Annotated in this window: 22 protein-coding genes; 7 read left to right on the top strand and 15 right to left on the bottom strand. The window is 73.6% G+C overall.

Annotated features, from left to right (window positions below; genetic code table 11):
- The first annotated feature begins 29 nt into the window (after positions 1-29).
- Entirely contained in the window at positions 30-1,904 is a 1,875-nt protein-coding gene (locus ACZ7JA_RS05845) for an AfsR/SARP family transcriptional regulator (RefSeq protein WP_470807349.1), read from the top strand.
- Here ACZ7JA_RS05845 and ACZ7JA_RS05840 read toward each other — a convergent pair.
- The 4 genes from ACZ7JA_RS05840 to ACZ7JA_RS05825 all read right to left on the bottom strand — a co-directional run bounded on the left by ACZ7JA_RS05840 (position 1,885) and on the right by ACZ7JA_RS05825 (position 5,241).
- Positions 1,885-3,810: an ABC transporter ATP-binding protein gene (locus tag ACZ7JA_RS05840; RefSeq protein ID WP_470807348.1), complete on the bottom strand. Its 1,926-nt coding sequence runs from the start codon at positions 3,808-3,810 to the stop codon at positions 1,885-1,887. The genes ACZ7JA_RS05845 and ACZ7JA_RS05840 overlap by 20 nt on opposite strands.
- Positions 3,811-3,875: 65 nt before the next feature.
- Entirely contained in the window at positions 3,876-4,379 is a 504-nt protein-coding gene (locus ACZ7JA_RS05835) for a TlpA family protein disulfide reductase (RefSeq protein WP_351659087.1), read from the bottom strand.
- Between the two features lie 10 nt (positions 4,380-4,389).
- Positions 4,390-4,962, bottom strand: coding sequence for a MauE/DoxX family redox-associated membrane protein (locus ACZ7JA_RS05830; protein WP_351659085.1), 573 nt, complete (start codon positions 4,960-4,962; stop codon positions 4,390-4,392).
- A gap of 81 nt (positions 4,963-5,043) precedes the next feature.
- Entirely contained in the window at positions 5,044-5,241 is a 198-nt protein-coding gene (locus ACZ7JA_RS05825; RefSeq protein ID WP_351659082.1) for a hypothetical protein, read from the bottom strand.
- A 362-nt stretch (positions 5,242-5,603) separates the two neighbouring features.
- Between ACZ7JA_RS05825 and ACZ7JA_RS05820 the strand changes: the two genes are divergently transcribed.
- Positions 5,604-6,272 carry a Type 1 glutamine amidotransferase-like domain-containing protein gene (locus ACZ7JA_RS05820; RefSeq protein ID WP_470807346.1) on the top strand — a complete coding sequence of 223 codons (669 nt, stop codon included), beginning with the start codon at positions 5,604-5,606 and terminating at the stop codon, positions 6,270-6,272.
- Between the two features lie 173 nt (positions 6,273-6,445).
- Here ACZ7JA_RS05820 and ACZ7JA_RS05815 read toward each other — a convergent pair whose 3' ends face one another.
- Both ACZ7JA_RS05815 and ACZ7JA_RS05810 read right to left on the bottom strand, forming a co-directional pair.
- Positions 6,446-6,856 (bottom strand): hypothetical protein, encoded by a 411-nt coding sequence (locus ACZ7JA_RS05815; RefSeq protein ID WP_470807345.1) that lies wholly within the window; start codon positions 6,854-6,856, stop codon positions 6,446-6,448.
- A gap of 82 nt (positions 6,857-6,938) precedes the next feature.
- Entirely contained in the window at positions 6,939-7,379 is a 441-nt protein-coding gene (locus tag ACZ7JA_RS05810; protein ID WP_351659074.1) for a VOC family protein, read from the bottom strand.
- A 268-nt stretch (positions 7,380-7,647) separates the two neighbouring features.
- Here ACZ7JA_RS05810 and ACZ7JA_RS05805 point away from each other — a divergent pair, with 268 nt between their 5' ends.
- A complete protein-coding gene (locus ACZ7JA_RS05805; RefSeq protein WP_351659072.1) occupies positions 7,648-8,265 on the top strand; it encodes a TOPRIM nucleotidyl transferase/hydrolase domain-containing protein in 618 nt (205 codons plus the stop codon).
- A 134-nt stretch (positions 8,266-8,399) separates the two neighbouring features.
- Here ACZ7JA_RS05805 and ACZ7JA_RS05800 read toward each other — a convergent pair whose 3' ends face one another.
- Positions 8,400-8,807, bottom strand: a complete 408-nt coding sequence (locus ACZ7JA_RS05800) for a hypothetical protein (RefSeq protein ID WP_389446638.1) — start codon at positions 8,805-8,807, stop codon at positions 8,400-8,402.
- Between the two features lie 95 nt (positions 8,808-8,902).
- Complete coding sequence (locus tag ACZ7JA_RS05795; RefSeq protein ID WP_389299294.1) at positions 8,903-10,915, bottom strand: hypothetical protein; 2,013 nt, start codon at positions 10,913-10,915, stop codon at positions 8,903-8,905.
- 196 nt (positions 10,916-11,111) lie between these two features.
- Here ACZ7JA_RS05795 and ACZ7JA_RS05790 point away from each other — a divergent pair, with 196 nt between their 5' ends.
- Positions 11,112-12,071, top strand: coding sequence for a D-2-hydroxyacid dehydrogenase family protein (locus ACZ7JA_RS05790; RefSeq protein ID WP_470807344.1), 960 nt, complete (start codon positions 11,112-11,114; stop codon positions 12,069-12,071).
- Positions 12,072-12,171: 100 nt separating this feature from the next.
- On the opposite strand, the gene ACZ7JA_RS05785 is transcribed toward ACZ7JA_RS05790, so the two are convergent.
- On the bottom strand, positions 12,172-12,783 hold the full coding sequence (locus ACZ7JA_RS05785) for a DUF2087 domain-containing protein (RefSeq protein WP_470807342.1): 612 nt from the start codon (positions 12,781-12,783) through the stop codon (positions 12,172-12,174).
- Positions 12,784-13,066: 283 nt separating this feature from the next.
- Here ACZ7JA_RS05785 and ACZ7JA_RS05780 point away from each other — a divergent pair, with 283 nt between their 5' ends.
- Positions 13,067-13,357, top strand: coding sequence for a chaplin (locus ACZ7JA_RS05780; protein WP_351659057.1), 291 nt, complete (start codon positions 13,067-13,069; stop codon positions 13,355-13,357).
- A 70-nt stretch (positions 13,358-13,427) separates the two neighbouring features.
- Here the strand turns inward: ACZ7JA_RS05780 and ACZ7JA_RS05775 are convergent, their stop codons facing one another.
- The 6 genes from ACZ7JA_RS05775 to ACZ7JA_RS05750 form a co-directional block, all read right to left on the bottom strand.
- Positions 13,428-14,294, bottom strand: a complete 867-nt coding sequence (locus tag ACZ7JA_RS05775) for a tyrosinase family protein (RefSeq protein ID WP_403678864.1) — start codon at positions 14,292-14,294, stop codon at positions 13,428-13,430.
- Entirely contained in the window at positions 14,278-14,766 is a 489-nt protein-coding gene (locus ACZ7JA_RS05770) for a tyrosinase family oxidase copper chaperone (protein WP_351659051.1), read from the bottom strand. Before ACZ7JA_RS05770 ends, ACZ7JA_RS05775 begins: the two co-directional genes overlap by 17 nt.
- 200 nt (positions 14,767-14,966) lie before the next feature.
- Positions 14,967-15,401: a DUF5949 family protein gene (locus ACZ7JA_RS05765; protein WP_470807341.1), complete on the bottom strand. Its 435-nt coding sequence runs from the start codon at positions 15,399-15,401 to the stop codon at positions 14,967-14,969.
- 144 nt (positions 15,402-15,545) lie between these two features.
- Positions 15,546-15,836 (bottom strand): hypothetical protein, encoded by a 291-nt coding sequence (locus ACZ7JA_RS05760; protein ID WP_351659046.1) that lies wholly within the window; start codon positions 15,834-15,836, stop codon positions 15,546-15,548.
- Positions 15,837-16,024: 188 nt separating this feature from the next.
- Positions 16,025-16,855, bottom strand: coding sequence for a hypothetical protein (locus tag ACZ7JA_RS05755; protein WP_470807340.1), 831 nt, complete (start codon positions 16,853-16,855; stop codon positions 16,025-16,027).
- A 171-nt stretch (positions 16,856-17,026) separates the two neighbouring features.
- Complete coding sequence (locus tag ACZ7JA_RS05750) at positions 17,027-17,266, bottom strand: chaplin (RefSeq protein WP_351659041.1); 240 nt, start codon at positions 17,264-17,266, stop codon at positions 17,027-17,029.
- Positions 17,267-17,677: 411 nt separating this feature from the next.
- Here ACZ7JA_RS05750 and ACZ7JA_RS05745 point away from each other — a divergent pair, with 411 nt between their 5' ends.
- On the top strand, positions 17,678-18,859 hold the full coding sequence (locus tag ACZ7JA_RS05745; RefSeq protein WP_470807338.1) for a glycosyltransferase: 1,182 nt from the start codon (positions 17,678-17,680) through the stop codon (positions 18,857-18,859).
- Complete coding sequence (locus ACZ7JA_RS05740; protein WP_470807336.1) at positions 18,856-20,277, top strand: sugar transferase; 1,422 nt, start codon at positions 18,856-18,858, stop codon at positions 20,275-20,277. The genes ACZ7JA_RS05745 and ACZ7JA_RS05740 overlap by 4 nt, the downstream gene beginning before the upstream one ends.

Here is a 20,277-nt window from a genome sequence, read left to right as displayed (position 1 = left end):
AAATCACATACCGGGGGACAGCCACAAGCATGACCGTCGAGTTCCGGGCTCTCGGCCCGCTGGAAATCGTGGACGGTGGCCAGACCGTCCGTATAGCCGCTGACAAACAGCGCACCATTCTCGCGATGCTGGTCGCCCACCGGGGCGGCGTCGTCTCCGTGCCCGCCCTCGTGGAAGAACTCTGGGGCGGCACGCCGCCCCGGTCGGCGGTGCCCAATCTGCGCACGTATGTGATGCAGTTGCGCCGGCTCCTGCCGCCCGCCGCGGACGGCACGCACCCCCGGCTGATCACGTCCCGCTCCGGCTACGCGCTCCGGACGGACGACGGCGAGACCGACATCGCCCGCTTCGAGGCCCTCGTCGAGCGGGCACGGCAGGCGGCGGCCGGGCACGACCTGGCGGGGGCCACCCGCGCACTGGGCGGCGCCCTGGCACTCTGGCACGGGGCGCCACTGGAGAACGTCGTCAAAGGACCCGCCCTGGAGGGCATCGCGGCGGACCTCACCGAGCGGTACCTGAGCGCGATCGAGGCACAGGCGGACGTGGAACTCGCGCGCGGTACCGGGGCGGCCGTGGTCGACACCCTGCGCCGGGCCGTGCGCCGGCATCCCCTGCGCGAACGGCTGCGCAGCCGCCTGATGCTCGCCCTGCACCACAGCGGCGACACGGCCGGGGCGCTCGCCGCCTTCACCGACGCCCGCGAAACGCTGCGCAACGAACTCGGCCTGGACCCGGGGCCGGAGCTGTGCCGCACCCAACAGGCCGTGCTGCGCCGGGAACCGGATCCGACGTCCGTCCCGGAGGTCACCGCCCTGACGACGGCGCGGCCCGCGCACCCGGCCACCGGTACGGTACCGCGCCAGCTCCCCCGGGCTCCCGGGCCGTTCGCCGGACGGGCGCACGAGACGTCCCTGGTGCGGGACGCTCTGCGCACCCGGGACGGGACGACCGCCGGGGCGCCGGTCGTGGTGCTGCACGGGCCGGCCGGACGCGGGAAGTCGGCGCTGGCCCTGCACGTCGCCCACCGGGCCGCCGCGGACTACCCCGACGGCCAGCTCTACGTCGATCTCGACAGCCCGCGGGCCGGCGCCAGCCCCCTGACCCCGGTCACCGTGCTGCGCCACTTCCTCCGCTCGCTCGGCATGCCCAGGGCGGACGTGCCGACCGCCCTCTCCGAGGTCTCGGCCTACTACCAGTCCATGGTCGCGGGTCGGCGCGTCCTCGTGGTCGTCGACAACGCCTTCCACCGCGGCCAGGTCCTTCCGCTGCTGCCCGCAGGCCCGGGGTGCGCGGTGCTGGTCGCGAGCCGGAGCGTCCTGCCCGCGCTGGATGCGGTGCATGTGCCGGTGGACCCCCTGGACGAAACGGACTCCGTCCGCCTGCTGTCCCTGCTGGCCGGGGACGCGCGCGTCACCGCGGAGCCCCGGGCGGCGCGGGAGATCGCACGGCTCTGCCACGGAAACCCCCTCGCGCTCAGCATCGCGGGGGCCCGCTGCGCCGGCCGCCCGCAGGGGAGCCTCGCCGGACTCGCCGCCCGGCTGCGCGACCCGGCGCGCACCCTCGACGAATTACGGGTCGCCGACCTGACGATGCGCTCGTCGTACGCCAGGAGCTACCGGGAGCTGTCGGCCCACGACCCCGAACACCGCGCCGCCGCACGGGCGTTCCGCCGGCTGTGCACCCTCGGGGCGTCCTTCAGCGCGACGCGCGCCGCCGAGGCCATCGGCGCCGCCCTGCCTGCCACCGAGCGGGCCCTGGACTGCCTAGTGACCGTCGGGCTGCTCACTCCGGTGGCGCGCGAGGGGTTCCGGATGCCTGATCTCGCGGGCCTGTACGCGCGAGAGCTCGCCGCCCGCGACCAGGTCCGCTACAGGGAGCCGGTGCTCAGCCGATCGGCGATATGACCGCGTGCGACGGCTCCGCCGCCGGGGCCCCGGGCCGGTCCGCCACGTCCGGACGAGCCGGTGCGTCCACGGCCTCGGGTGCGTCCGGTGCGTCCACGGCCTCGGGTGCGTCCGGGGCGTCCGGGGCGCGATAGCCCTCGGCCTGGATGGCGAACAGACGCGCGTACTCGCCCTCCCCGGCCATGAGCTGCTCGTGCGTTCCCCTTTCCACGATCCGGCCGCCCTCCAGCACGACGATCGCGTCCGCCTCGCGGACCGCGCCGAGCCGGTGGGAGACGAGCAGGCTGGTGCGCCCCGCCCGGTGTTCGCGCAGCCGGGCGTGGATCTCCGCCTCCGCCTGGGCGTCCAGGCCGGCACTGGGCTCGTCCAGGATCAGCAGGTCCCGGTCGTCGCGCAGCAGGGTGCGGGCGAGCGCGAGCCGCTGCCACTGGCCGCCGGAGAGCACGACCCCGGACTGCGGGTCGTCCTCGGCCTGGTCGGCGAATATGCGGCTGAGCATGGTGTCGTAGCCACGGGGCAGCCGCTCCACGGTGCCGTCGGCATCGGCGAGCCGGGCGGCCTCGCGCAGCCGCGGACGGTCGTCGAGCGCCTGGAGTTCCCCGACGCCGATGTTCTCCGCCGCCGTCAGGTCGTAACACATGTAGTCCTGGAACAACACGCCCATACGACGGCGCAGTTCGGCCGGCGGCACGTCGCGGATGTCCACTCCGTCCCAGTAGATCACCCCTTGGGTCGGATCGTAGAAACGGCAGAGCAGTTTGATCAGGGTGCTTTTCCCCGCGCCGTTCAGCCCGACGAGGGCGACCGCGGTTCCGTGCGGGACGGTCAGGTCGACGCCCCGGAGAATCCACGGATGGTCCTCGGCGTACCGGAACCAGACGCCGCGCAGTTCGATGCCCCGGCGCAGGGCCGGCAGTCGCCCCGAAGGGTCCGCCGACGGCAGGTCGTCGGGGAGCGACATCACCTTGTCGTGGTACCCGAAGACGAGCAGCGCCTCGTGCGCCATCGCGACGTTGTCCACCAGACCGGTCAGGGCGGCCTGGGTACCGGCCACGGCGGCGACGAACGCCGTCACGTCGCCCACGCTCAGGGCCCCGGTCGTGGCGGCCCGCACCGCCCACACGAGTCCCAGTCCCGCGACCACCGTGGACAGCAGCGCGAGGAGGGACTGCGTCCGCGCCTCCTGGCGGTCGAGCCGCTGTTCACCCTCCTGCCGGATCGCGAGCTCCGTGAGCATGCGCCCCTTGAGGAAGTCGCCGAGGCCGAACAGCCGGGTCTCCATCGCGCTGCGGACGTCGGTGAGAAGCAGCGAGTAGAAGACCTGGCGGCGGACCGCGGGGGAGACTCCCGCGAGCATGCCGACCCTGCGCCGGGACAGGGAGAGCCGCGCGAGGAGCGCGGGGACGGCGGCCACTGTGACGAGTGCGGCCATCGACGGGCTCAGCAGCGCCAGCGTCCCGAGCAGGCTCACGAGCGTGATGACGTTGCGCGCGGTGTCGAACAGGCCCGTGGTGACGGGGCCGAGCCCGCCCCCGGACGCCTGCATGGCCATGTTGAGGTCGTTACGGAACCCCGGGTTCTCGAACCGGGACAGCCCCTGCAGCCGGTTGACGGCGCCGTACAGGCGGTCCTGCATCAAGCGGTCCAGCCGGCGGCCCAGTTCGTTCTGCAGGTAACCGCTCAGGTGCGGCAGCGCACCGGCCGCGAGGCCCACGGCGGCCAGACCCGCCGCCAACTCCAGCACGTGGTCAGGTCGTCCGCCGACCAGGTCGTCCACGACGAGTTTCGTCAGCCATGCCGTGGCGGTGGGCAGCAGGCCGAGGACGACGGTGACGAGCGAGTACGCCAGCGCGTGCCACGGTCCCGCCCGCCAGCACATCGACCAGGCGACCCCGAGGTGCCGCACGGTCCGCCTCGGACCCGCCGTGACCGCCCGCCCGGTGGGCCCGGCCTGCGGTCCGTTCCCCACGCTCACGCCGCCGGGGCCGGCTCGGGCAGCTCGGCCAGCTCGGTGGACGCCTGCACCACGGAGCCCTCCCCGTCGACCAGGACGAAGGTGGGGAAGGCCTGGATGCCCATGTCGTCGGCCACGGCGTGGGCGTCCTCACCCCGGATCACCGCCGTGTCCGGACCCACCGCGGCGACCAGCTCGTCGGCGCGCGCCCCGTCGCCCGACACCACCGCCAGCGCCCCGTACCGGCGAGCTCGGACGGCGAACTTCGGCGCGTGGTCGTGGCAGGTGTCGCACTGCGCGTCGAAGAAGGCCACGAGGGTGGCGCCGGATGCCCGGGCGGCTTCCGGAAGCCGGTGGCCCACCAGCATGCCCGGGTCGTACGAGGAGAAGCCGGGCCGACCCGCCAGCCGTTCGAGTTCCGCGGTGTGCTCGCGCAGCCGGCGCAGCACCGCGAAGGTGAGGAGCAGGTCGAACAGGCACAGCACACCGACCAGGACGACGGCGGCAATCAGAAAAGGCATGAAGGGGACCTCACTTGTGGACGGCGCGTGGACGGGCGGCGACCGGGGCCGGCCGGCCGGTGCGGAAGAGGGCGGCCAGGTCGTCGAGCCGGGCGACCAGCAGGGCCGCGACGATCGCCGCGACCGCAGCGACCGCGCCGCCGCCGGCGTGAGCCGGCCATCCGGCGGCGGGCAGCGCGGTCATCACCGCGAAGCCGGCCGCGCCCGTTCCGGCCAGGATCAGGTTGCGGACCACGTGCAGCGGTCCCAGCGGAGTGGCCGATGCTCCGAAGCAACGGCACGGGGCGCGGCGTCCGCCGCGCAGTGCCACCACGATGCCCGCGGTGAAGGCGAGCAGCAGGAGCACCGCGGCCGCCAGCCCCAGGGGCGCCGTTCGCGGGGGCACGAGCAGCAGAAGTACCGCGACTTCTCCGGCGATCACCGCGGCGCCCGCCGCCCTCGACACCTTCCGGGGAAAGAGCCGCAGGTCAGTGATCGACCGGGCGAACGAGGCGAAGGCGGTCCTGCTGCGCACCTTTCCGGCGAGCGCCAGCAGAAAGACACCGAACAAGAGAATCCGGCATGCGAAAGCGACGTAGGTCATGCGCGAAGTCCTCGTATGTGGGGCACGGGAGCGGACGGCCCGGACGCGTGCCAGCGCCGCCCACCCCGCACTCGTGTTCTGTCAGCAGCCGATGTAGCGGACGTTCTCGCACTTTCCGCACGAGGTCCGTCCGCCCACCACGTGACACAGGCGGTAGATCTTGCGCCAGTCGGCGGTGCAGTAGCAGTAGTCCCACCAGCTGGTGTCCGCGGACGCGGACGCCTTCGGCACGAAACGCTCGAGCACCCGGTCGGCGACCTTGCTCAATGACGGCATCATGAGTTCCCCTCCTCCTTTCGGCAGACGGTACGCACGGGCCATAGACCGGCCCGTACAGCGGACATACAGCGGCCGCCGGGCCCGCGCCGGTACGGGAATCCGGGGCGGGGCCCGGGGCCGGCTCCTCAGCTTCCGGCCGGGAGCGTCACGCTGCTGAGCCCGGTCCTTACGGTCATCCGCGTGCCGGGCCGGGTGGTGCAGCGTGTAGCCGTGGTCGGTGGAGATCAGCACCACGCCGAGCCGGTGCCCCTTCTCGACGGCGTAGTCCTGGGGCTGCATGGCCCAGCGCAGCCGGCCTGATGCGGTGTTGGTGGATTCCGGGTTCGTTGCGCGGGTCCCGTGAGTCGTGTTTGGCTCGCCCGATGAACTTTCTGTTGACGGCGAGTGGCCTGCGTAACGAGACGCTGCGGGATGCGCTGCGGGACATGCTGGGTAGGCCGTTCGGATCGGCGAACGCCGTGTACGTTCCCACGGCATCGGTCGCCGAGTCCGGGGACCACGGGTGGTTCCTCGCGGACATGAACCGGGTGCACGGCCTCGGCTGGCGGGAGTTCGACGTCCTGGAGCTGAATGGGCTGCCCCGGCAGATGGTCCTCGACCGGCTGCTCCACGCCGACGTCATCTATGCCGGGGGCGGCAACCATTACCACCTCGCGCGCAGCATCACCAGGAACGGCCTGACCGACGGCTTCCTGGAAGCGCTGGAGAGCCGGGTCTATGTGGGGTTCAGCGCCGGATCAATGATCTTCAGCCGTCATCTCGCCGAACACTCGGCCGACGTCATCGGGGACACCACTGACCTCCACGTGCTCGGCGCGGCGACCGTGGAGCCGCCGTTCGGCCTCTTCGACTGGTATCTCAAGCCTCACCTGTACTCGCCGGATTTCCCCGAGCGGGACGACGCCTGGGCTGATCGCATCGCTGCGCGGGCGGACTTCCCGATCTACTTCATCGACGACGAGACGGCCGTTCGAGTCAGGGACAACGAGGTGGAAGTCATCTCTGAAGGGCGGTGGCGGTTCCATCCGTGACCACGGCGTGCGCGTGGGGCCCCGGGTGCCGCCTGCCATGCGCCGTCCCCTACGTGTGCCGGATGAGGAACGCGGCGGGTCGTGGGAGTACTGCCGCCGGAAGGGCGTCGGTGTGCACGGGTCACGGAGGCTCGGGTGGCCAGTCGGTCAGGCGCGCTCGGGCTCGCGGCTGATCAAACGGGGATCCAGTCGGGCCACCGGGGCGGGACGTTGCTTGCGGGGCAGAGGCCGGAGTCGCCGGGGTAGCCGTCCAGTGTTCCTCGGCTCGCGAAGAACCACCAGGCGAGTCCGACCGTCGCGGCGACCACCAGCAGTGTCGGCAGTGCGGCACGGACTGCCCTCGGCACGCTGGACACCAGGCGCTTGCCGAGGGCCCGTGCCAGGAGTCCGACCAGTGCTTCGCCTCCCACCAGCAGAGGGAGCAGGAGGTTGAGCTCGAAGCGCCCGCCGGGGTCGTAGCCCGCGTCGCAGTAGGCGCGGGCCCAGACCGTCAGTGACCAGGCGGCGCCCCCCATGGCGGCTCCGAACAGCGCGGAGCCCGCCCAGGGGAGACAGGAGTCGGATTCCGGCTGCACTGTGTTCACGACATGACACGACACCGGACACACGACGCACGGTTCCGCCATGGGCGAGTGAGTGTCCGACCGCGTGACCGGCGACTCCTTCTCAGCGCAGTTGCTCGGCCAGTCCGACGATGACGCCCTCCGGGCCGCGGACGTAGCAGAGCAGATAGCTGTCCTCGAACCGGGCGATCCGGCCCAGGAGTTCCGCGCCGTGGGGGCGCAGGCGGGCGACGGTGTCCTCGATGTCGTCGACGGCGAACATGACGCGGTGCGTGCCCAGGATGTTGTGCGGCCGGTCGCGCGGACCGGCGCTGATGGCCGCGGGGCTGCGGTACTTCGCCAGCTCCAGCCTGCTGTGTCCGTCCGGGGTACGGACCATCGCGATGTCACAGCGGACGCCTTCGAGCCCGGTGCACTGGTCGGCGAAGGGGCCCTCGATCTCCGCCCTGCCCTCCAGCTCCATACCGAGTTCCACGAAGAACGCGATGGCGGCGTCCAGGTCCTCGACGACGATGCCTACGTTGTCCATCCGCTGAATCGCCATGCCGGCCTCTCCTGTCCTGCTTCCTGGTGCGGCCGGTGCCGGCCGCTGATGTCCCTGGGACGGAGCCGGTGGCACGTTCTCGACATCCCCGGGCCGCGGACTGCCCCCGACCTCTGCTCGGCGGCCCGGCTGTGCTCCGGGGACGTTGTGAGGCAGCGCGGGTCGGTGGCGGAGTCGGAGAGACGTTACCGGCTGCCCTCGGTGCTTCAGGCGGCCGACGCGGGAAATCGCGTGGCGGCGCGGGCGCGGAGAGGCGGAGACTCGGGGCGTGGCTGACATGGGGGCGTTGCGGGATGCGGTCGGTGTGTGGGCGGCCGGTGGGGACGGTGAGCGCGCGCGGGAGCTGGCCGGGCAGGTGTCCGTGCGGGTGGCCGTGCTGCTCGAAGGGCCGAGCGACGTCGCTGCCGTCGACGCTCTCGCGGCGCGCCGGGGGCGGGACTTGGCGGCCGAAGGCGTCTGCGTGGTGTCGATGGGCGGCGCCATGAGCGTCGGGCACTTCGCCCGGGTCCTCGGACCGCCCGGTCTCGGGCTGCGGCTCACGGGGCTCTGCGACGAGGCGGAACGTGGTCACTACGTCCGCGGGTTGGAGCGGGCCGGTGCCGCGTGGCAGGGGTTCTTCGTCTGCGCGGCGGATCTGGAGGACGAGCTGATCCGCGCGCTGGGCGTGACAAGGGTGGCGGAGCTCGTCCGGGCGGAGGGCGACGAGCGGGCACTGCAGACCTTCCTGCGCCAGCCCGCGCAGCAGGACCGCACCGCGCAGCAGCGGTTGCGGCGCTTCTTCGGCACGAAGAAGGGGCGGAAGATCCACTACGGACGGGTGCTGGTGGAGGCTCTCGACGCCGATCGCGTTCCGGCGCCGCTCGACGGTCTGCTCGCCGCTCTCTGACGGGCGGGACGCAGCCGCGCGGGGCCACGACGTCGGGCCACGACGTGGGGGCCACCACGTGGGGCCCCCTGACCGTGTCCACCGCCCAGGTCCGCCGCCCGGCTCCCTCGAGTCCGCCGCGGCTCCCCCGAGCTTCAGACTCCGGCACCCCGTCGTTCGCCCCGCGTCGCCGTCGTGATCACGGCGGACACGACCGTGGTCGCGGCGAGGCTGCCCAGCATGACCATGCCCACGCCGACCACGAAGAGGCCGCTGGAGTCGTCCGACCAGTCGTAGTACGCGGCGGCGGTCAGGCCTGCCGAGGTGCCGAGCACCGCGGCGGCGACGTGGTCACGGAACGCCGCCCAGCACACCGGTACCAGGAGGGTCAGCACGAGCCCGATGACCTGCCACGCCTCGTACGGGCCGGTCGTCGAGCCGTCGGGGTGGACGTCCCGGTGCTGGTCCCAGCCCAGCCAGGCCGCCCACAACGCCATCGACACGCAGGCCAGGACGAGGACCGACAACAGCTGGAGGGCGGGCTTCCGCGGTTCTCTGCTCATGGGTCAAGCGTCGCGGCCCGCCCCGGTACGCGAACAGGGCGCTGGTACTCAGGTCCACCCGAGTACATCAGCGCCCCGTCCGCCGGGTCTTCCGCTCAGGCCGCCAGTTCCGGCGTCGCCTCCTCGGCGCGCTCCGCCGCCGCCTTCGCGGCCAGGGCGTTCGCGGCGGCGTTGAAGCGCTCCATGGAGGTCGGGTGGTCCGGGCCCAGGACGTACTCCTTGAGGGTGCGGCGGTCCAGGGCCATGGGGTCGGTGTGCGGGGCACGGACGGAGTCGAGGATCTCCGTGAGGCGGGCGCACTCGCTGTCGAGGAGGTAGGCGCCGCCGGCCGTGGTGTAGGCCGCCCGGAACTCGTGGTCGGGCAGGTCGTGGGCGTTGGTCAGGACGTACGGCTTGAGGCTGGCGACGAAGTCGGCGACGACCGAGGAGACGTCGCTGATGAGCATGTCCGCCTGGTTGAAGCACTCGTAGAGGGTGGGGAGCTGCTTGAGGATCACGTTGTGGCGGACCGGGCCCTGGGCCTCCCAGAAGATCCGGTGCCACTCGGCGCGCAGCTCCTGCCATTCGGCCGCCGCCGCGCGGTCCGGCACCCGTGCCTCGCGCATCTGCTCGGCGTCGTCTCCGCCGAGCCGGCCGGACAGCTCGTCGAGGCGGGCCTGGATCTCCTTCAGCCGGGGCTTGGCGGCGGCCGCCGCGGCCTCCGCCTCGGCGGCGCCGCGCCGCTCGTTGTCGGTGCGCAGCAGTTCGCGGATCGCCTTGTCGGCCGCGGCCGCCTCGGCCGAGCGCTTGCCGGTGAGCGGGTGCGGCTTGTAGACGACCCGGACGTTCTCAGCGAGGAGCTTCTCGATCAGGCGTACGCCCATCGGGATGAGCGAGGTGTGGCAGTCGTCGTCGCTCCAGCCCTCCCACGTGGGCGCGTACAGGACGACGGGCAGCGGGCCGGGCGTGTGGTCGGCGTGCAGCCGGATCGGCGAGAGCTGGGGACGGCCCACCTCCACGATGGCGCTGTCGCTGATGGCGTGCCGCACCCGCTGGTAGCGGTCGCGGCCGGCCCGGCCGGCCACCCAGATCTCGTCGTACACCTTGCTGACCCGGTTGCTGCTGGCGAGCTTGTCGCTGTCGCCGTGGCCGATGAAGACGTGCTTGGCCTCGGCCACCCGCAGCATGTGCACGTTCTTGCCCGCGTTGCCCGGGTAGAGCACGACGCGCACCCCGGACAGCTCGAGTTCGGCCAGGTCGTCGGCCTTGGGGACGCAGACCACCGGGATCCAGGTGCGGCTGAGGTAACGGAACGAGGCCCGTTCCCGGAGGATGATCACCGGGCGCATGTCGAGCTGCTCCAGCGTCTCGATCCACATGTTCACCTGGTACATGAAGTCACGGGAGACGGACGCGAAGCTGAAGTAGAGCGCGACCTCCGGGCGGTACCCGGCGAGCTGCCGGTTGACCTCGGCGAACACCTCGTCCTGCGCGGGCATGCGCAGGACCCTGCGGTACTGGTCCAGCAGCGCGACGACGGCCGCCACGGTCACGCCGACGGTGACGGCGAAGGCCCCGTACGCCGGCTGCCAGGAGCCGACCGCCAGCGCGACGAGGAGTCCGGCGTGGGCCGGCAGGTCGAGGTGGAGGAGCTTGCGCAGGAAGCGCCGGTAGAGGAGAGCGGGCGGCTGCTTGGGTATGGGCAGCCCGCTCAGGTCCAGATTGCGCACGACCAGCGGCATCACCCGGCGCCTGCGGACGGCGTGGTGCACCGCCGTGTACAGCATCATCATCGCGAAGTGGGCGCTGAAGACGGCGAGCGCCGCCACCAGGACCGCCTCCGGCGCGTCCATCCGGGTGGCCAGCGCGAGCAGCATCACCGTGCGCACCGCGAACCGCAGCGGCCTGGTGAGCTGCAGCGCCGCGAGCCTGCGCACGAAACCGGGAGCCCGGGAGTGCAGCACCTCGTCCACGACGTACGTCACCGTCGACGCCACGGCGAAGCCCCGCCAGTCGGGCAGCAGCGCGAAGACGGGCAGCGCGGCGAAGCCTGCGCCGAGCAGGAGCACGAGAAGCAGCTCGGTCACCCCGCGCACGCGCAGGGCACCGCACAACCGACGGATCGTCATGGTCAAGGTTTCCTCTTCCGGGCAGGCGTGCACGTTGGGGGCAAACGCCGTTGTTCGTCGGTTCGACCTCGGAAGGGGGTGAAGAGTTGTACACCAGAACGAAAGAAGCAGTTCAGGTTCCGTTTGCCTGGGTATTCGAATGAGTTCGGGCCTTCCGACCGGCAGGTAGGGTCGCCGTGGGGAAGGGAGAGATCACGTGCGACTTCGCTGCGCGGTGCTGGACGACTACCAGGGGGTGGCCACCACCTCCGCCGACTGGTCGGTGCTCGGGGACCGGGTGGAGGTCGTCGCGCTGCGCGAGCACCTGGAGGGCGAGGACGCCCTGGCCGCGGCCCTCGCCGGCTACGACATCGTCGTCACCCTGCGCGAGCGCGTCCCCTTCCCCGGTTCGCTGATCGCCCGCCTGCCCCGGCTGAGGCTGCTCGTCGCCTCCGGGATGCGCAACAGCGTCATCGACTACGCCGCCGCCGAGACGCACGGCGTCACCGTGTGCGGTACGGCGAGTTCGTCTACGCCCCCTGTGGAGCTGACCTGGGCGCTGCTGCTGGGCCTGGCCCGCAGGATCGTCGAGGAGAACGGCGCGCTGCGCTCGGGCGGGCCCTGGCAGTCCACCGTCGGCGCCGATCTGCACGGGCGCCGGCTCGGTCTGCTCGGACTCGGGAAGATCGGCAGCCGGGTGGCGCGGGTCGGGCTCGCCTTCGGCATGCGGGTGAGCGCCTGGAGCCGGAACCTGACGGAGGAGCGGGCCGAGGAGGCCGGCGTGGAACTGGCCGCCGGCAAGGAGGACCTGCTGGCGAACAGCGACTTCGTCTCCGTCCACCTCGCCCTCGGCGAACGCACCCGCGGACTGGTCGGCGCCGCCGAGCTCGCCCTCATGAAGCCGACCGCCTACCTGGTCAACACCTCCCGTGCGGCGATCGTGGACCAGGACGCCCTGCTGGCCGCGCTGCGCGAGGGGCGGATCGCCGGGGCCGGCGTCGACGTCTTCGACCTCGAGCCGCTGCCCGCGTCCCACCCGATGCGCACCGCGCCCCGCCTGCTCGCCACACCTCACCTCGGCTATGTCTCACAGGCCAACTACGCGACGTACTACGGCCAGGCGGTGGAGGACATCCAGGCGTACCTGGCGGGTTCGCCGGTACGCCGGCTGCCCTGACGCTCGCGGGTACGGCGGCTGCGGCTGCCGGCGTTCGGCCTTCGACCGCGGGGCCTTCGGCCGCGGCTGCCGGTGTCCGACCGGCCGGCTCAGCGGGCCTTCAGCCGGCTGGGGGGACTTCCGGGCGGCGGTAGATTCCCTCGCTCCGGTGCAGATGGTGGAGGTCCACCAGGTAGCGCCGGAGCGTCACATGGTCGATGCCGTCGGCGTCCTCGCACCAGGCCCGCAGACGCTCGTTCACGACCCGCTCCGGGTATGCCACGCCCGGCTCGAAGGTCTGCTCGGCGATGTGCCGCAGCACCAGCTTCTTCCGGGTCCACTGTGCGGGCAGCCGTACCAGCCGCCCGTGCCGGACGAAGGTGTCCAGGACGGCGGCGTCCGGCCCGGTCCCGGCCCGGGGTGCGGGCCGCTCCCGCCGGGCCAGTTCACGGAACAGGCCGTAGGAGACGGCGAGCGCGCCCGCCGGACCGTCCGTCACCGCGCCCTGTTCGCGCAGCCGGAGCAGCGCCAGCGCCGTGTCCTTCGCGGACAGCCCGGCCGCCTCGGCGACCCGTTCGGGGATGTCCGCGCCCAGGGCCACGGCGGCGAGGGCGCGCAGCCGGCGCTCCTCGGCCAGCAGCCCGATCAGCTGCCGGGCCCGCTCGCCCGTTCCGGTGCCGTCGTCGCCCGGGCCGGAACATGCCTCGGCGGCGGTGTCAGAGTGCGTGGTCATGACCGGAGGCTAGGCGGACCGCCCCGCCGGACGCCTCCCAATTACCGCGTGCCGACGTACGCGCGCCGGGCGGGCGCCGGGCACCCGTCGGCCCCCTGGTGCACTGCGGCCCCGGCGTCCCGCGCGCCCCGCCCCACGCCCCGCCCGGCTCCGCCGTCCGCTCGTCCCGTTGAACGGGTGATCCCCGGCAGGTCGGCCGTGACCAGCCCACTCCCGGGCCGTTGAACGGGGAGTGCGGCGGCTCGTCCTGCCGCCGTACCCCCCGAGCAAAAAGGAGAACCTGATGTCTCGCATCGCGAAGGCGGCCGCTGTCGCCCTCGGCACGGGTGCCGTGGTGATCGGCGGCGCCGGCCTCGCCCTGGCCGACGCGGGCGCCGAGGGCGGAGCCCTCAATTCGGCCGGCGTGCTGTCCGGGAACGCGGTCCAGGTTCCGGTGCACGTCCCCGTGAACGTGTGCGGGAACACGGTCGACGTCATCGGCGCGCTGAACCCGGCGTTCGGCAACGTCTGCGCGAACGGCGGCGACCACAAGGCGACCCCGGGCAACCCCGGCCCCGGCGCCTACGGCAACTGATCCGGCCGTACGCACCGCGAAGAGCCCCGGCGCCTCGAGCGCCGGGGCTCTTCCCGTGTCCGTGCTCCGCTCACGCGTACCGGTAGATCCCGCTCACGTCCTCGAGCTGGTCCGGCGTGACGTTCCAGGGCGGCAGCTTCTGGTGCCGGGCGACGATCCGGCCGTGCTGCCGGTCCCCCGCGGGGGGCGGACTCGCGGGCAGGTAGCGGTGGTTGCGGTGGGCGAGCTGCCACCGGTGCCACTGCATGTCGAGGAAGGCGTGGTGCAGCCAGAACACCGGGTCGTTGACGGACGCGCCGCCGAGCATCACTCCGCCGACCCAGCGGTGCACCCGGTTGTGGTTGCGCCAGGAGGCGCTGCCGCTGCCGGGTCCCCAGCCCTCCAGCTTGTTGCGGAATCCCGTGCCGGCCGTCGAGTCCCAGGGCCGGGCGTCGTAGACGGGGTCGTCGAGGGCCCACTGGAGCTGGCTCCTGGTGGGCAGCGCGATCGGATTCGCGGCCCGGCCCAGGTCGCGGGTGAGGAACTTGCCGTCCGTGATCCCCACCCTGATGGTCCAGTGCCCCGCCGTGTAGGCGAACGGGCCGGTCATCACCTGCCGGTCGGAGCGCCGCCCGTTGCCGCCGAGCACGTCGGACGTCCACGGCACGGAGGTCGCCGTGCGGTTCCGGGTCCAGTCCCAGTACGGCACGGTCACCGAGGAGTCCACCCGGCGCAGCGCGCGCTCCAGGTCCAGCAGGAACTGGCGGTGCCAGGGCAGGAAGGACGGGGCCATATGGGCGGAGCGCAGCCCGGTCTCGCCGTCGGCGGCGTAGTGGTCGATGTGCATGCGCACGAACTCGTCGTACTCGCCGCGCCGTTTCAGCTCCAGCAGCGCGTTGACGAACCGGCGGCGCTCGGTTCGGGTGAGCGTGCTGACGTCCTTACGCACGTACGCCATGTCGGCCTCCCATGTGGTGCCCGGCCATCCCGCCGCCGACCGGGCCGGGGGCGAGGTCGCGCAGTTGCTGTCCAGGGCCGATCTCGTCCACCGCGGCCCGGGTCGCCTCCAGCGCGGTCGGGTACGAGGCGTAGTGGTCGACCATGCTGAGCCAGGTGCCGTCGGCCCGGCGCATGAGGTGCAGGGGGTGCCCGTCGATGGTCACCTCCCATTCGCCGTCGGCCCTGCGGCGCCCGGCGATCGGCACCAGGGCGCCCTGGATGCGGCGGCCCCGGTACGTCTCGTCGAAGGAGCTGCGCCCGGGGCCGGGTCCGGCCGGCAGGGGGCGGGAGGCGGCGACGACCGGGGCGAGCGCCAGGGCGGCCCCGGTGGCCAGCAACGCCCGGGCCGCCTCTCTGCGGGAGACTCTGCGACCGCCCGCCGCGACCTGCTGACTCGCCCCCACCGCGACGCCTCCGGCACCGACGACCATCTCTCACTCCTCGCTCGGGATCAGATGTCCGTATCGGTAACCGACGGGACCCGGGACGAGTCACCGGTGAGGGCCATCCGGCGGTACGCGGCGTGCGGAACCCGGGCGTGTGCCCCGGCTGTTCCGTCCGGGGAGGCCCCGGACGGGCGGGCGAGGTCTCGGCTGCGGGGCTTGAACGGACCGGCCGGGGCCTGCGGTGGTCAGCCGCGCAGGCGGCGGGCCGGCAGGACGACGTGCGCCGCGGCCGTGAGGGTCTCCTCGGCGCCGGCGAACGCGGCCGGCGCGGCCGGGTCCAGCGCCCTGCCGGGCTCCCCCTCGGGCCAGGCACGGGTGGTGAGGACCAGGCAGGCGTAGCCGCGTGCGGCCACGGCGGCGAGCCACTCCGGCGGGGCGTCGGCCTGCGCGACCGGCTGGGGCATGGTGACGACGGCCTGCCCCGCCTCGACGAGCAGGGTGACGGGGAGGCCGGGCCGGCCGGCGCCGTCGACCGGATCGCCGCCGACCGGCAGCCCGTTGCTCACCAGCAACCGCTCGACCGCGGCGGCCGTCGCCTCCGGGCCGCCCTCGGCGTCCCCGAGCGAGTAGCCCAGCAGGCCTCTCACCCCTTCGGCCCGGTGCCGGATGCCGCTCCACATGATCGGGGGAGGCGGTGTCGAACGCGAGGGGGGCCGGTCGCGCGGAGGCCGGTCACACGAAAGGCCGGTCGCTCGGAGGCCGGTCGCGCGGAGGGCCGGTCCCGCGTGGTGCGGGACCGGCCCTCCCGAGGCCTCGCCGATGCGTCAGCCCTGCAGGGGGACGCCGCCGAGCAGCGGGGCCTGCTGGTTCACGGTGGTGGTGGCGTCCTTGACCGAGTGCAGGACGGAGTCCTTGTTCTCGGTGCTGAGCGCGTCCGACTGGTGCTTGAGCGGCATCACGTCGTGCACGGTGAGGGGGTGGTGGGCGAGCGTGTCCACGGCGCCGTTGAGGCTGGTGGGCCTGAGGTCGGCCGAGTTCTGGGCGAACGCGGGCGCTGCGGCGCCGGCGAGGGCCAGGGAACCGGCAACGACGGCGGCGGCCTTGAGGGACTTCATCGTGTTCCTTCCTTCGGCAACTCACGTCACCCCGGGGAGATCTGACGCCGTGCCTAACGAGTCGCCGCCGGACCGGAAACCCCGCGAGGGAAAGGCATATGAGATGCCTTCGGGTCTGGGGAAGGGAAAGGCCTCGGCCGTCGTGCGCTCGGGTGCGCAGGACGGCCGGGGCGGAGGCGGGGAAGCCGTCACCCGGTCGGCAGCGCCGGGACCGCCGGCAGGCTGGGCAGGGCGGGCAGGCTGGGCAGGGCGGGCAGGGCCGCCGTGCTCGGCGTCGGGGTCCCGGTGCCGGGGAGGACTGGCTTGAGCAGGCCCAGCAGGCCGTTCACCACGCCGGTGGCGGCCGGCAGGACGTCGTCGAGGGTGGAGACGACGGCCTTGACCAGGGCGTCGATCGCACCGGTCAGCGCGGCGAGCGCGTCGCCGGCGGCGTCCCGGGCGGTGGGCGCCGCCGTGCGGACGGCGTCCTTCGCGGCCGGCTGAGCCGGCGCGGGTACGGGCAGGCCGAGGGTCTGGCTCATGGCGCCGTCCGCGGGCAGGGCGGGCGTGGCGGGAGCCGCGGGGCCGGTCGCCGTGGAGGGCGCCGCCGTGGGCGCGGCCGACATGGAGGGCGACGCGGCCGTGGACAGCGTCGGGTCCATGGAGGGCGCCGGGGTGTTCGCGGGGGCCGCGGGCGTCGCCGCCGTGGTGGGCGTGGCGGCGGTCGCGGGGGCGGCGGCCGCCTCGGTGACGGAGCGTTTGGCCGCCTCGCCGAGCCGGTGGGCCTCGCCGGGGGTCAGCCGGCCCTTCTGGAGCGACTGTTCGAGGAGCTCCCTGACGGGCGCGGGGACGGAGCCGGTATCGCTCAGCGCCTTGATCCGGGCGAGCAGCGGCTCGGCGCCGGGGACGGCCGGGTGCGAACCCGCCGGGGTGCGCTCCCGGGCCAGGTCGGTGGCGACGGCGGCGGAGCCGGCGACGCCGACCAGGAGGGCGGCGCAGAGGGCGGCGGACGCGAGACGCCGTGGGGGCAGCACACGCATGTGGGTTCCTTTCGGTGGGGCTGGGTCTCAGCCCACCGTTGAACCGCGGGTGGCGTACCGCAACCGCTCGGAGCCCGGGTGGGGCATCCGGGGGAGGACGGAACGTGCACCGGCCGCCCGTCCGTGCGTGACACACGGGCGGGCGGCCGGCGAAGGGGGTGCGTCTCGGCGTCAGTCGTTTTCGCAGCCGTTGCCGAAGGCGGGGTTCAGCAGGCCGATGACATCCACGGTGTCGCCGCAGACGTTGACCGGCACGTGGATCGGGGCCTCGATGACGTTGCCCGACAGCACGCCCGGGGAGTTGGCGGCGAGGCCGTCCGCACCCGAGTCGGCGGCGGCCACGCCGACACCGCCGGCGACGGCCGCGACGGCGGCGGAGGTCAGAACCAGACCCTTCGCGATACGCGACATGGAGAAGTGCTCCTTGGGATCGACACAAACATCCGGGCGGGATGCCCAGCGCTGTGTCAACGCGTGGCAGCCACCGGGGTTCCGCCGCCAAAGGGGTGATGTGTGCCGAAGTACCCCTTCACGAATCCGACACACTTGTCCGGTTTCTTCCGATTAATCCGCATGCCCCATACAGTTGCTGCCCTCTCCGCGATGTTGCGGGAGAGGCACGGCGTGCCCCGCTCACCGCCACGCAGGTGTGTTCGAAACCGGCCCGGCGCGGCGGCGCGGTGGTGACCAGCCGGGCCCCCGGCTCGTTGCTCATCGGGACGTGGCGTGGACCGGCGCACACCTCATGGCCGTGGATGCGCCGGCATCACACGCGTACCCACCCTCAGCCCCGATCGCCCCCCGTGAGCGAGGAACTCGAGAATGCATCAGCCGGCACCCGACCCTCGGCCGCGGGTTCTGCATCTCGCGCAACCCGTCGACGGCGGGGTCGCCCGTGTCGTGCTCGACCTGGCGCGGGCCCAACTGGCGTCCGGCGCAGCGGTCACGGTCGGCTGCCCCGGCGGCGAACTGGGCTCGGAGCTGCGCGGGACGGGTGCCGCCCTCCGCCACTGGCGGGCCGAGCGGTCGCCGGGTCCCGGGCTGGCCGGCGAGGTACGGCGGCTTGCACGCCTGATCGAAGAGGTACGGCCCGAACTGGTGCACGCGCACAGCGCCAAGGCCGGGCTCGCCGCCCGGCTGGCGGTGCGCGGCCGCGTCCCGACCGTCTTCCAGCCGCACGCATGGTCGTTCGAAGCGGTCGGCGGAGTGACCGCCGGCCTCGCCCTGCGCTGGGAGCGCTGGGGCGCCCGGTGGGCCGACCGGGTGGTGTGCGTGAGCGAGGCAGAGCGCGCGACCGGAGTACGCGCCGGCGTGCACGCCTCGTACGCCGTCATCCCCAACGGCATCGACACCGCCCGCTTCTCCCCCGCGCCGGCGACGGCCGCGCCCGCCGCCCCCACCCGCGCCGCGCTCCTGCCGGACCTCGATCCGTCCGCACCGCTCGTCGTCTGCGTCGGGCGGCTGTGCCGGCAGAAGGGCCAGGACGTGCTGCTGCGCGCCTGGGAGCAGATCAGGAGCGCGGCGCCGGCCGCCCGGCTGGTGCTGGTAGGCGACGGGCCCGACCGGGACGCGCTGCGCGCACGGGCGCACCCCTCGGTCCGTTTCGCGGGCGCCGTCGCCGACACCGTGCCCTGGTACCGGGCCGCCGACCTGGTGGTCCTGCCCTCGCGCTGGGAGGGCATGGCCCTCGCCCCGCTGGAGGCGCTGGCCTGCGGACGGCCCGTCGTGCTCACCGATGTCGACGGCGCCCGGGAGAGCCTGCCACCGGCCCTCGCGCCCCACTGTCTGGTGCCGGCGGCGGACCCCTCGGCGCTGGCCGGGGCCGTCACCGCGCTGCTCGCCGACGCATCCCTGCGTGCCGCCCTCGCGGACCAGGGGCGCCGGCACGTCCTGTCCACGCACGACGTGCGGCACACCGCCGAGCGGGTCGCGGACCTCTACCGCGACCTCCTCGGGTCCCGGCCACCCGTGTCCTTCGAGCGCAGGGAGTCCATCCACTCGTGACCGCGGAAAGTACCGTCCCCTCCACCGGCGGCCAGCCATGGGACCACGGACTCTCACCCCTGTCGGTGCTGCCGGCCCGCGCCGCCGGCGGGTCCCGGTTCCCGGTGCGCAGGCCGCCCGCGCGGCCCGCCTCGCCGCTGCCCCTGCTCGCCGCCGACGTGCTCGCCGCGTGCGCGGGCGCGCTCGCCCTTGAAGGCGCCGTCCACGGCCCGTTACTGGCCGCCGCGCTGGTGGCGGGCGCCATACTGCTGCGTCCGCGCGCGGCGCGACCGGTGCTCGGCGTGCTCGACGAACTGCCCGCCGTCTGCGGCCGGATCGCGGTCACCTGGCTCGCCCTGGCCGCGCTGCGGGCCGCCTACGACCCGGACCTGGCGCTGTCCGCGCGCAGCCTGCTCCTCGGCTGGACGCTGCACGCGGCGGTGGCCTGCGCGGGGCGCGGCGCCGTGCACTGGCGGCGCCGTGCCGCCCTGGCCGGACACCCGCGCCCGGCGCTGGTCGTCGGCCCCGCCGCGACCGCCCAGCGGGTGGCCGCCGCGCTGCTGCGGCATCCGCGCTGCGGGGTGCGGCCGGTCGGCGTGGTCGCCGAACACCCCGAGGACCGGGGCGGACTGCCGGTGCTCACCACGGACGAGGAGGTGGGGCGCGCCCTCATCCAGAACGGCGTGGGCGTCGTCCTCACCGTGGCGCCGGCCGTGCGCATCGAGCGGGCGCCGCTGCTGCGGACGCTGCTCGAAGCGGGCTGCACGGTGTGGGAGGTGGACCCGGAGAGCCCGGCGCACGAGTCGCGCGACCAGCTCGCCGGGTTCGCCGTGCGCCGTCTGGACCCGGGTGCGGGGCGGCGCGGGAGCCTCGGCAAGCGGCTGCTGGACCTGCTGGTGTCCGGGGCGCTGCTGGTACCGGTCTCCCCCGTGCTGCTGGTGTGCGCGGTGGTGCTCCGGCTCACCGACGGGCCCGGGGTGCTGTTCCGGCAGGAGCGCATCGGCAAGGACGGGCGTCCCTTCACCCTGCTGAAGTTCCGCACCCACCGCCCGGTCGACCAGCACGAGTCGGCCACCCGCTGGAGCGTGGCGGGCGAGCGCGACATGAGCCGCTTCTGCCGCTTCCTGCGGCGGACCTCGCTGGACGAGCTGCCGCAGTTGTGGAACGTGTTCCGGGGCGACATGAGCCTGGTCGGGCCGCGGCCCGAGCGGCCGTACTTCGTCTCCCTGTTCAGCCAGGCCCATCCCGGTTACGCGGCCCGCCACCGGATGCGGACCGGCATCACCGGGCTCGCGCAGATCAACGGCCTGCGCGGCGACACCTCCATCGAGGACCGGGCCCGCTTCGACAACGCCTACATCGACAACTGGTCGCTGTGGCAGGACGTCTGCATCATGCTGCGCACCGCGGTCGCGCTCGTGCGGTCGGCGGGGAGCTGA

The organism is Streptomyces sp. NPDC038135, from assembly GCF_055601245.1.
This window is presented reverse-complemented; position numbering and strand designations above follow the sequence as displayed.

Excerpts from the sequence above, each read along its gene's own strand:
- ACZ7JA_RS05845 (WP_470807349.1), top strand. The coding sequence starts at position 30 with ATGACCGTCGAGTTCCGGGCTCTCGGCCCGCTGGAAATCGTGGACGGT.
- ACZ7JA_RS05835 (WP_351659087.1), bottom strand. The coding sequence starts at position 4,379 with ATGCCTTTTCTGATTGCCGCCGTCGTCCTGGTCGGTGTGCTGTGCCTG.
- ACZ7JA_RS05830 (WP_351659085.1), bottom strand. The coding sequence starts at position 4,962 with ATGACCTACGTCGCTTTCGCATGCCGGATTCTCTTGTTCGGTGTCTTT.
- ACZ7JA_RS05825 (WP_351659082.1), bottom strand. The coding sequence starts at position 5,241 with ATGATGCCGTCATTGAGCAAGGTCGCCGACCGGGTGCTCGAGCGTTTC.
- ACZ7JA_RS05820 (WP_470807346.1), top strand. The coding sequence starts at position 5,604 with ATGAACTTTCTGTTGACGGCGAGTGGCCTGCGTAACGAGACGCTGCGG.
- ACZ7JA_RS05810 (WP_351659074.1), bottom strand. The coding sequence starts at position 7,379 with ATGGCGATTCAGCGGATGGACAACGTAGGCATCGTCGTCGAGGACCTG.
- ACZ7JA_RS05800 (WP_389446638.1), bottom strand. The coding sequence starts at position 8,807 with ATGAGCAGAGAACCGCGGAAGCCCGCCCTCCAGCTGTTGTCGGTCCTC.
- ACZ7JA_RS05795 (WP_389299294.1), bottom strand. The coding sequence starts at position 10,915 with ATGACGATCCGTCGGTTGTGCGGTGCCCTGCGCGTGCGCGGGGTGACC.
- ACZ7JA_RS05785 (WP_470807342.1), bottom strand. The coding sequence starts at position 12,783 with ATGACCACGCACTCTGACACCGCCGCCGAGGCATGTTCCGGCCCGGGC.
- ACZ7JA_RS05780 (WP_351659057.1), top strand. The coding sequence starts at position 13,067 with ATGTCTCGCATCGCGAAGGCGGCCGCTGTCGCCCTCGGCACGGGTGCC.
- ACZ7JA_RS05775 (WP_403678864.1), bottom strand. The coding sequence starts at position 14,294 with ATGGCGTACGTGCGTAAGGACGTCAGCACGCTCACCCGAACCGAGCGC.
- ACZ7JA_RS05770 (WP_351659051.1), bottom strand. The coding sequence starts at position 14,766 with ATGGTCGTCGGTGCCGGAGGCGTCGCGGTGGGGGCGAGTCAGCAGGTC.
- ACZ7JA_RS05765 (WP_470807341.1), bottom strand. The coding sequence starts at position 15,401 with ATGTGGAGCGGCATCCGGCACCGGGCCGAAGGGGTGAGAGGCCTGCTG.
- ACZ7JA_RS05760 (WP_351659046.1), bottom strand. The coding sequence starts at position 15,836 with ATGAAGTCCCTCAAGGCCGCCGCCGTCGTTGCCGGTTCCCTGGCCCTC.
- ACZ7JA_RS05755 (WP_470807340.1), bottom strand. The coding sequence starts at position 16,855 with ATGCGTGTGCTGCCCCCACGGCGTCTCGCGTCCGCCGCCCTCTGCGCC.
- ACZ7JA_RS05750 (WP_351659041.1), bottom strand. The coding sequence starts at position 17,266 with ATGTCGCGTATCGCGAAGGGTCTGGTTCTGACCTCCGCCGCCGTCGCG.
- ACZ7JA_RS05745 (WP_470807338.1), top strand. The coding sequence starts at position 17,678 with ATGCATCAGCCGGCACCCGACCCTCGGCCGCGGGTTCTGCATCTCGCG.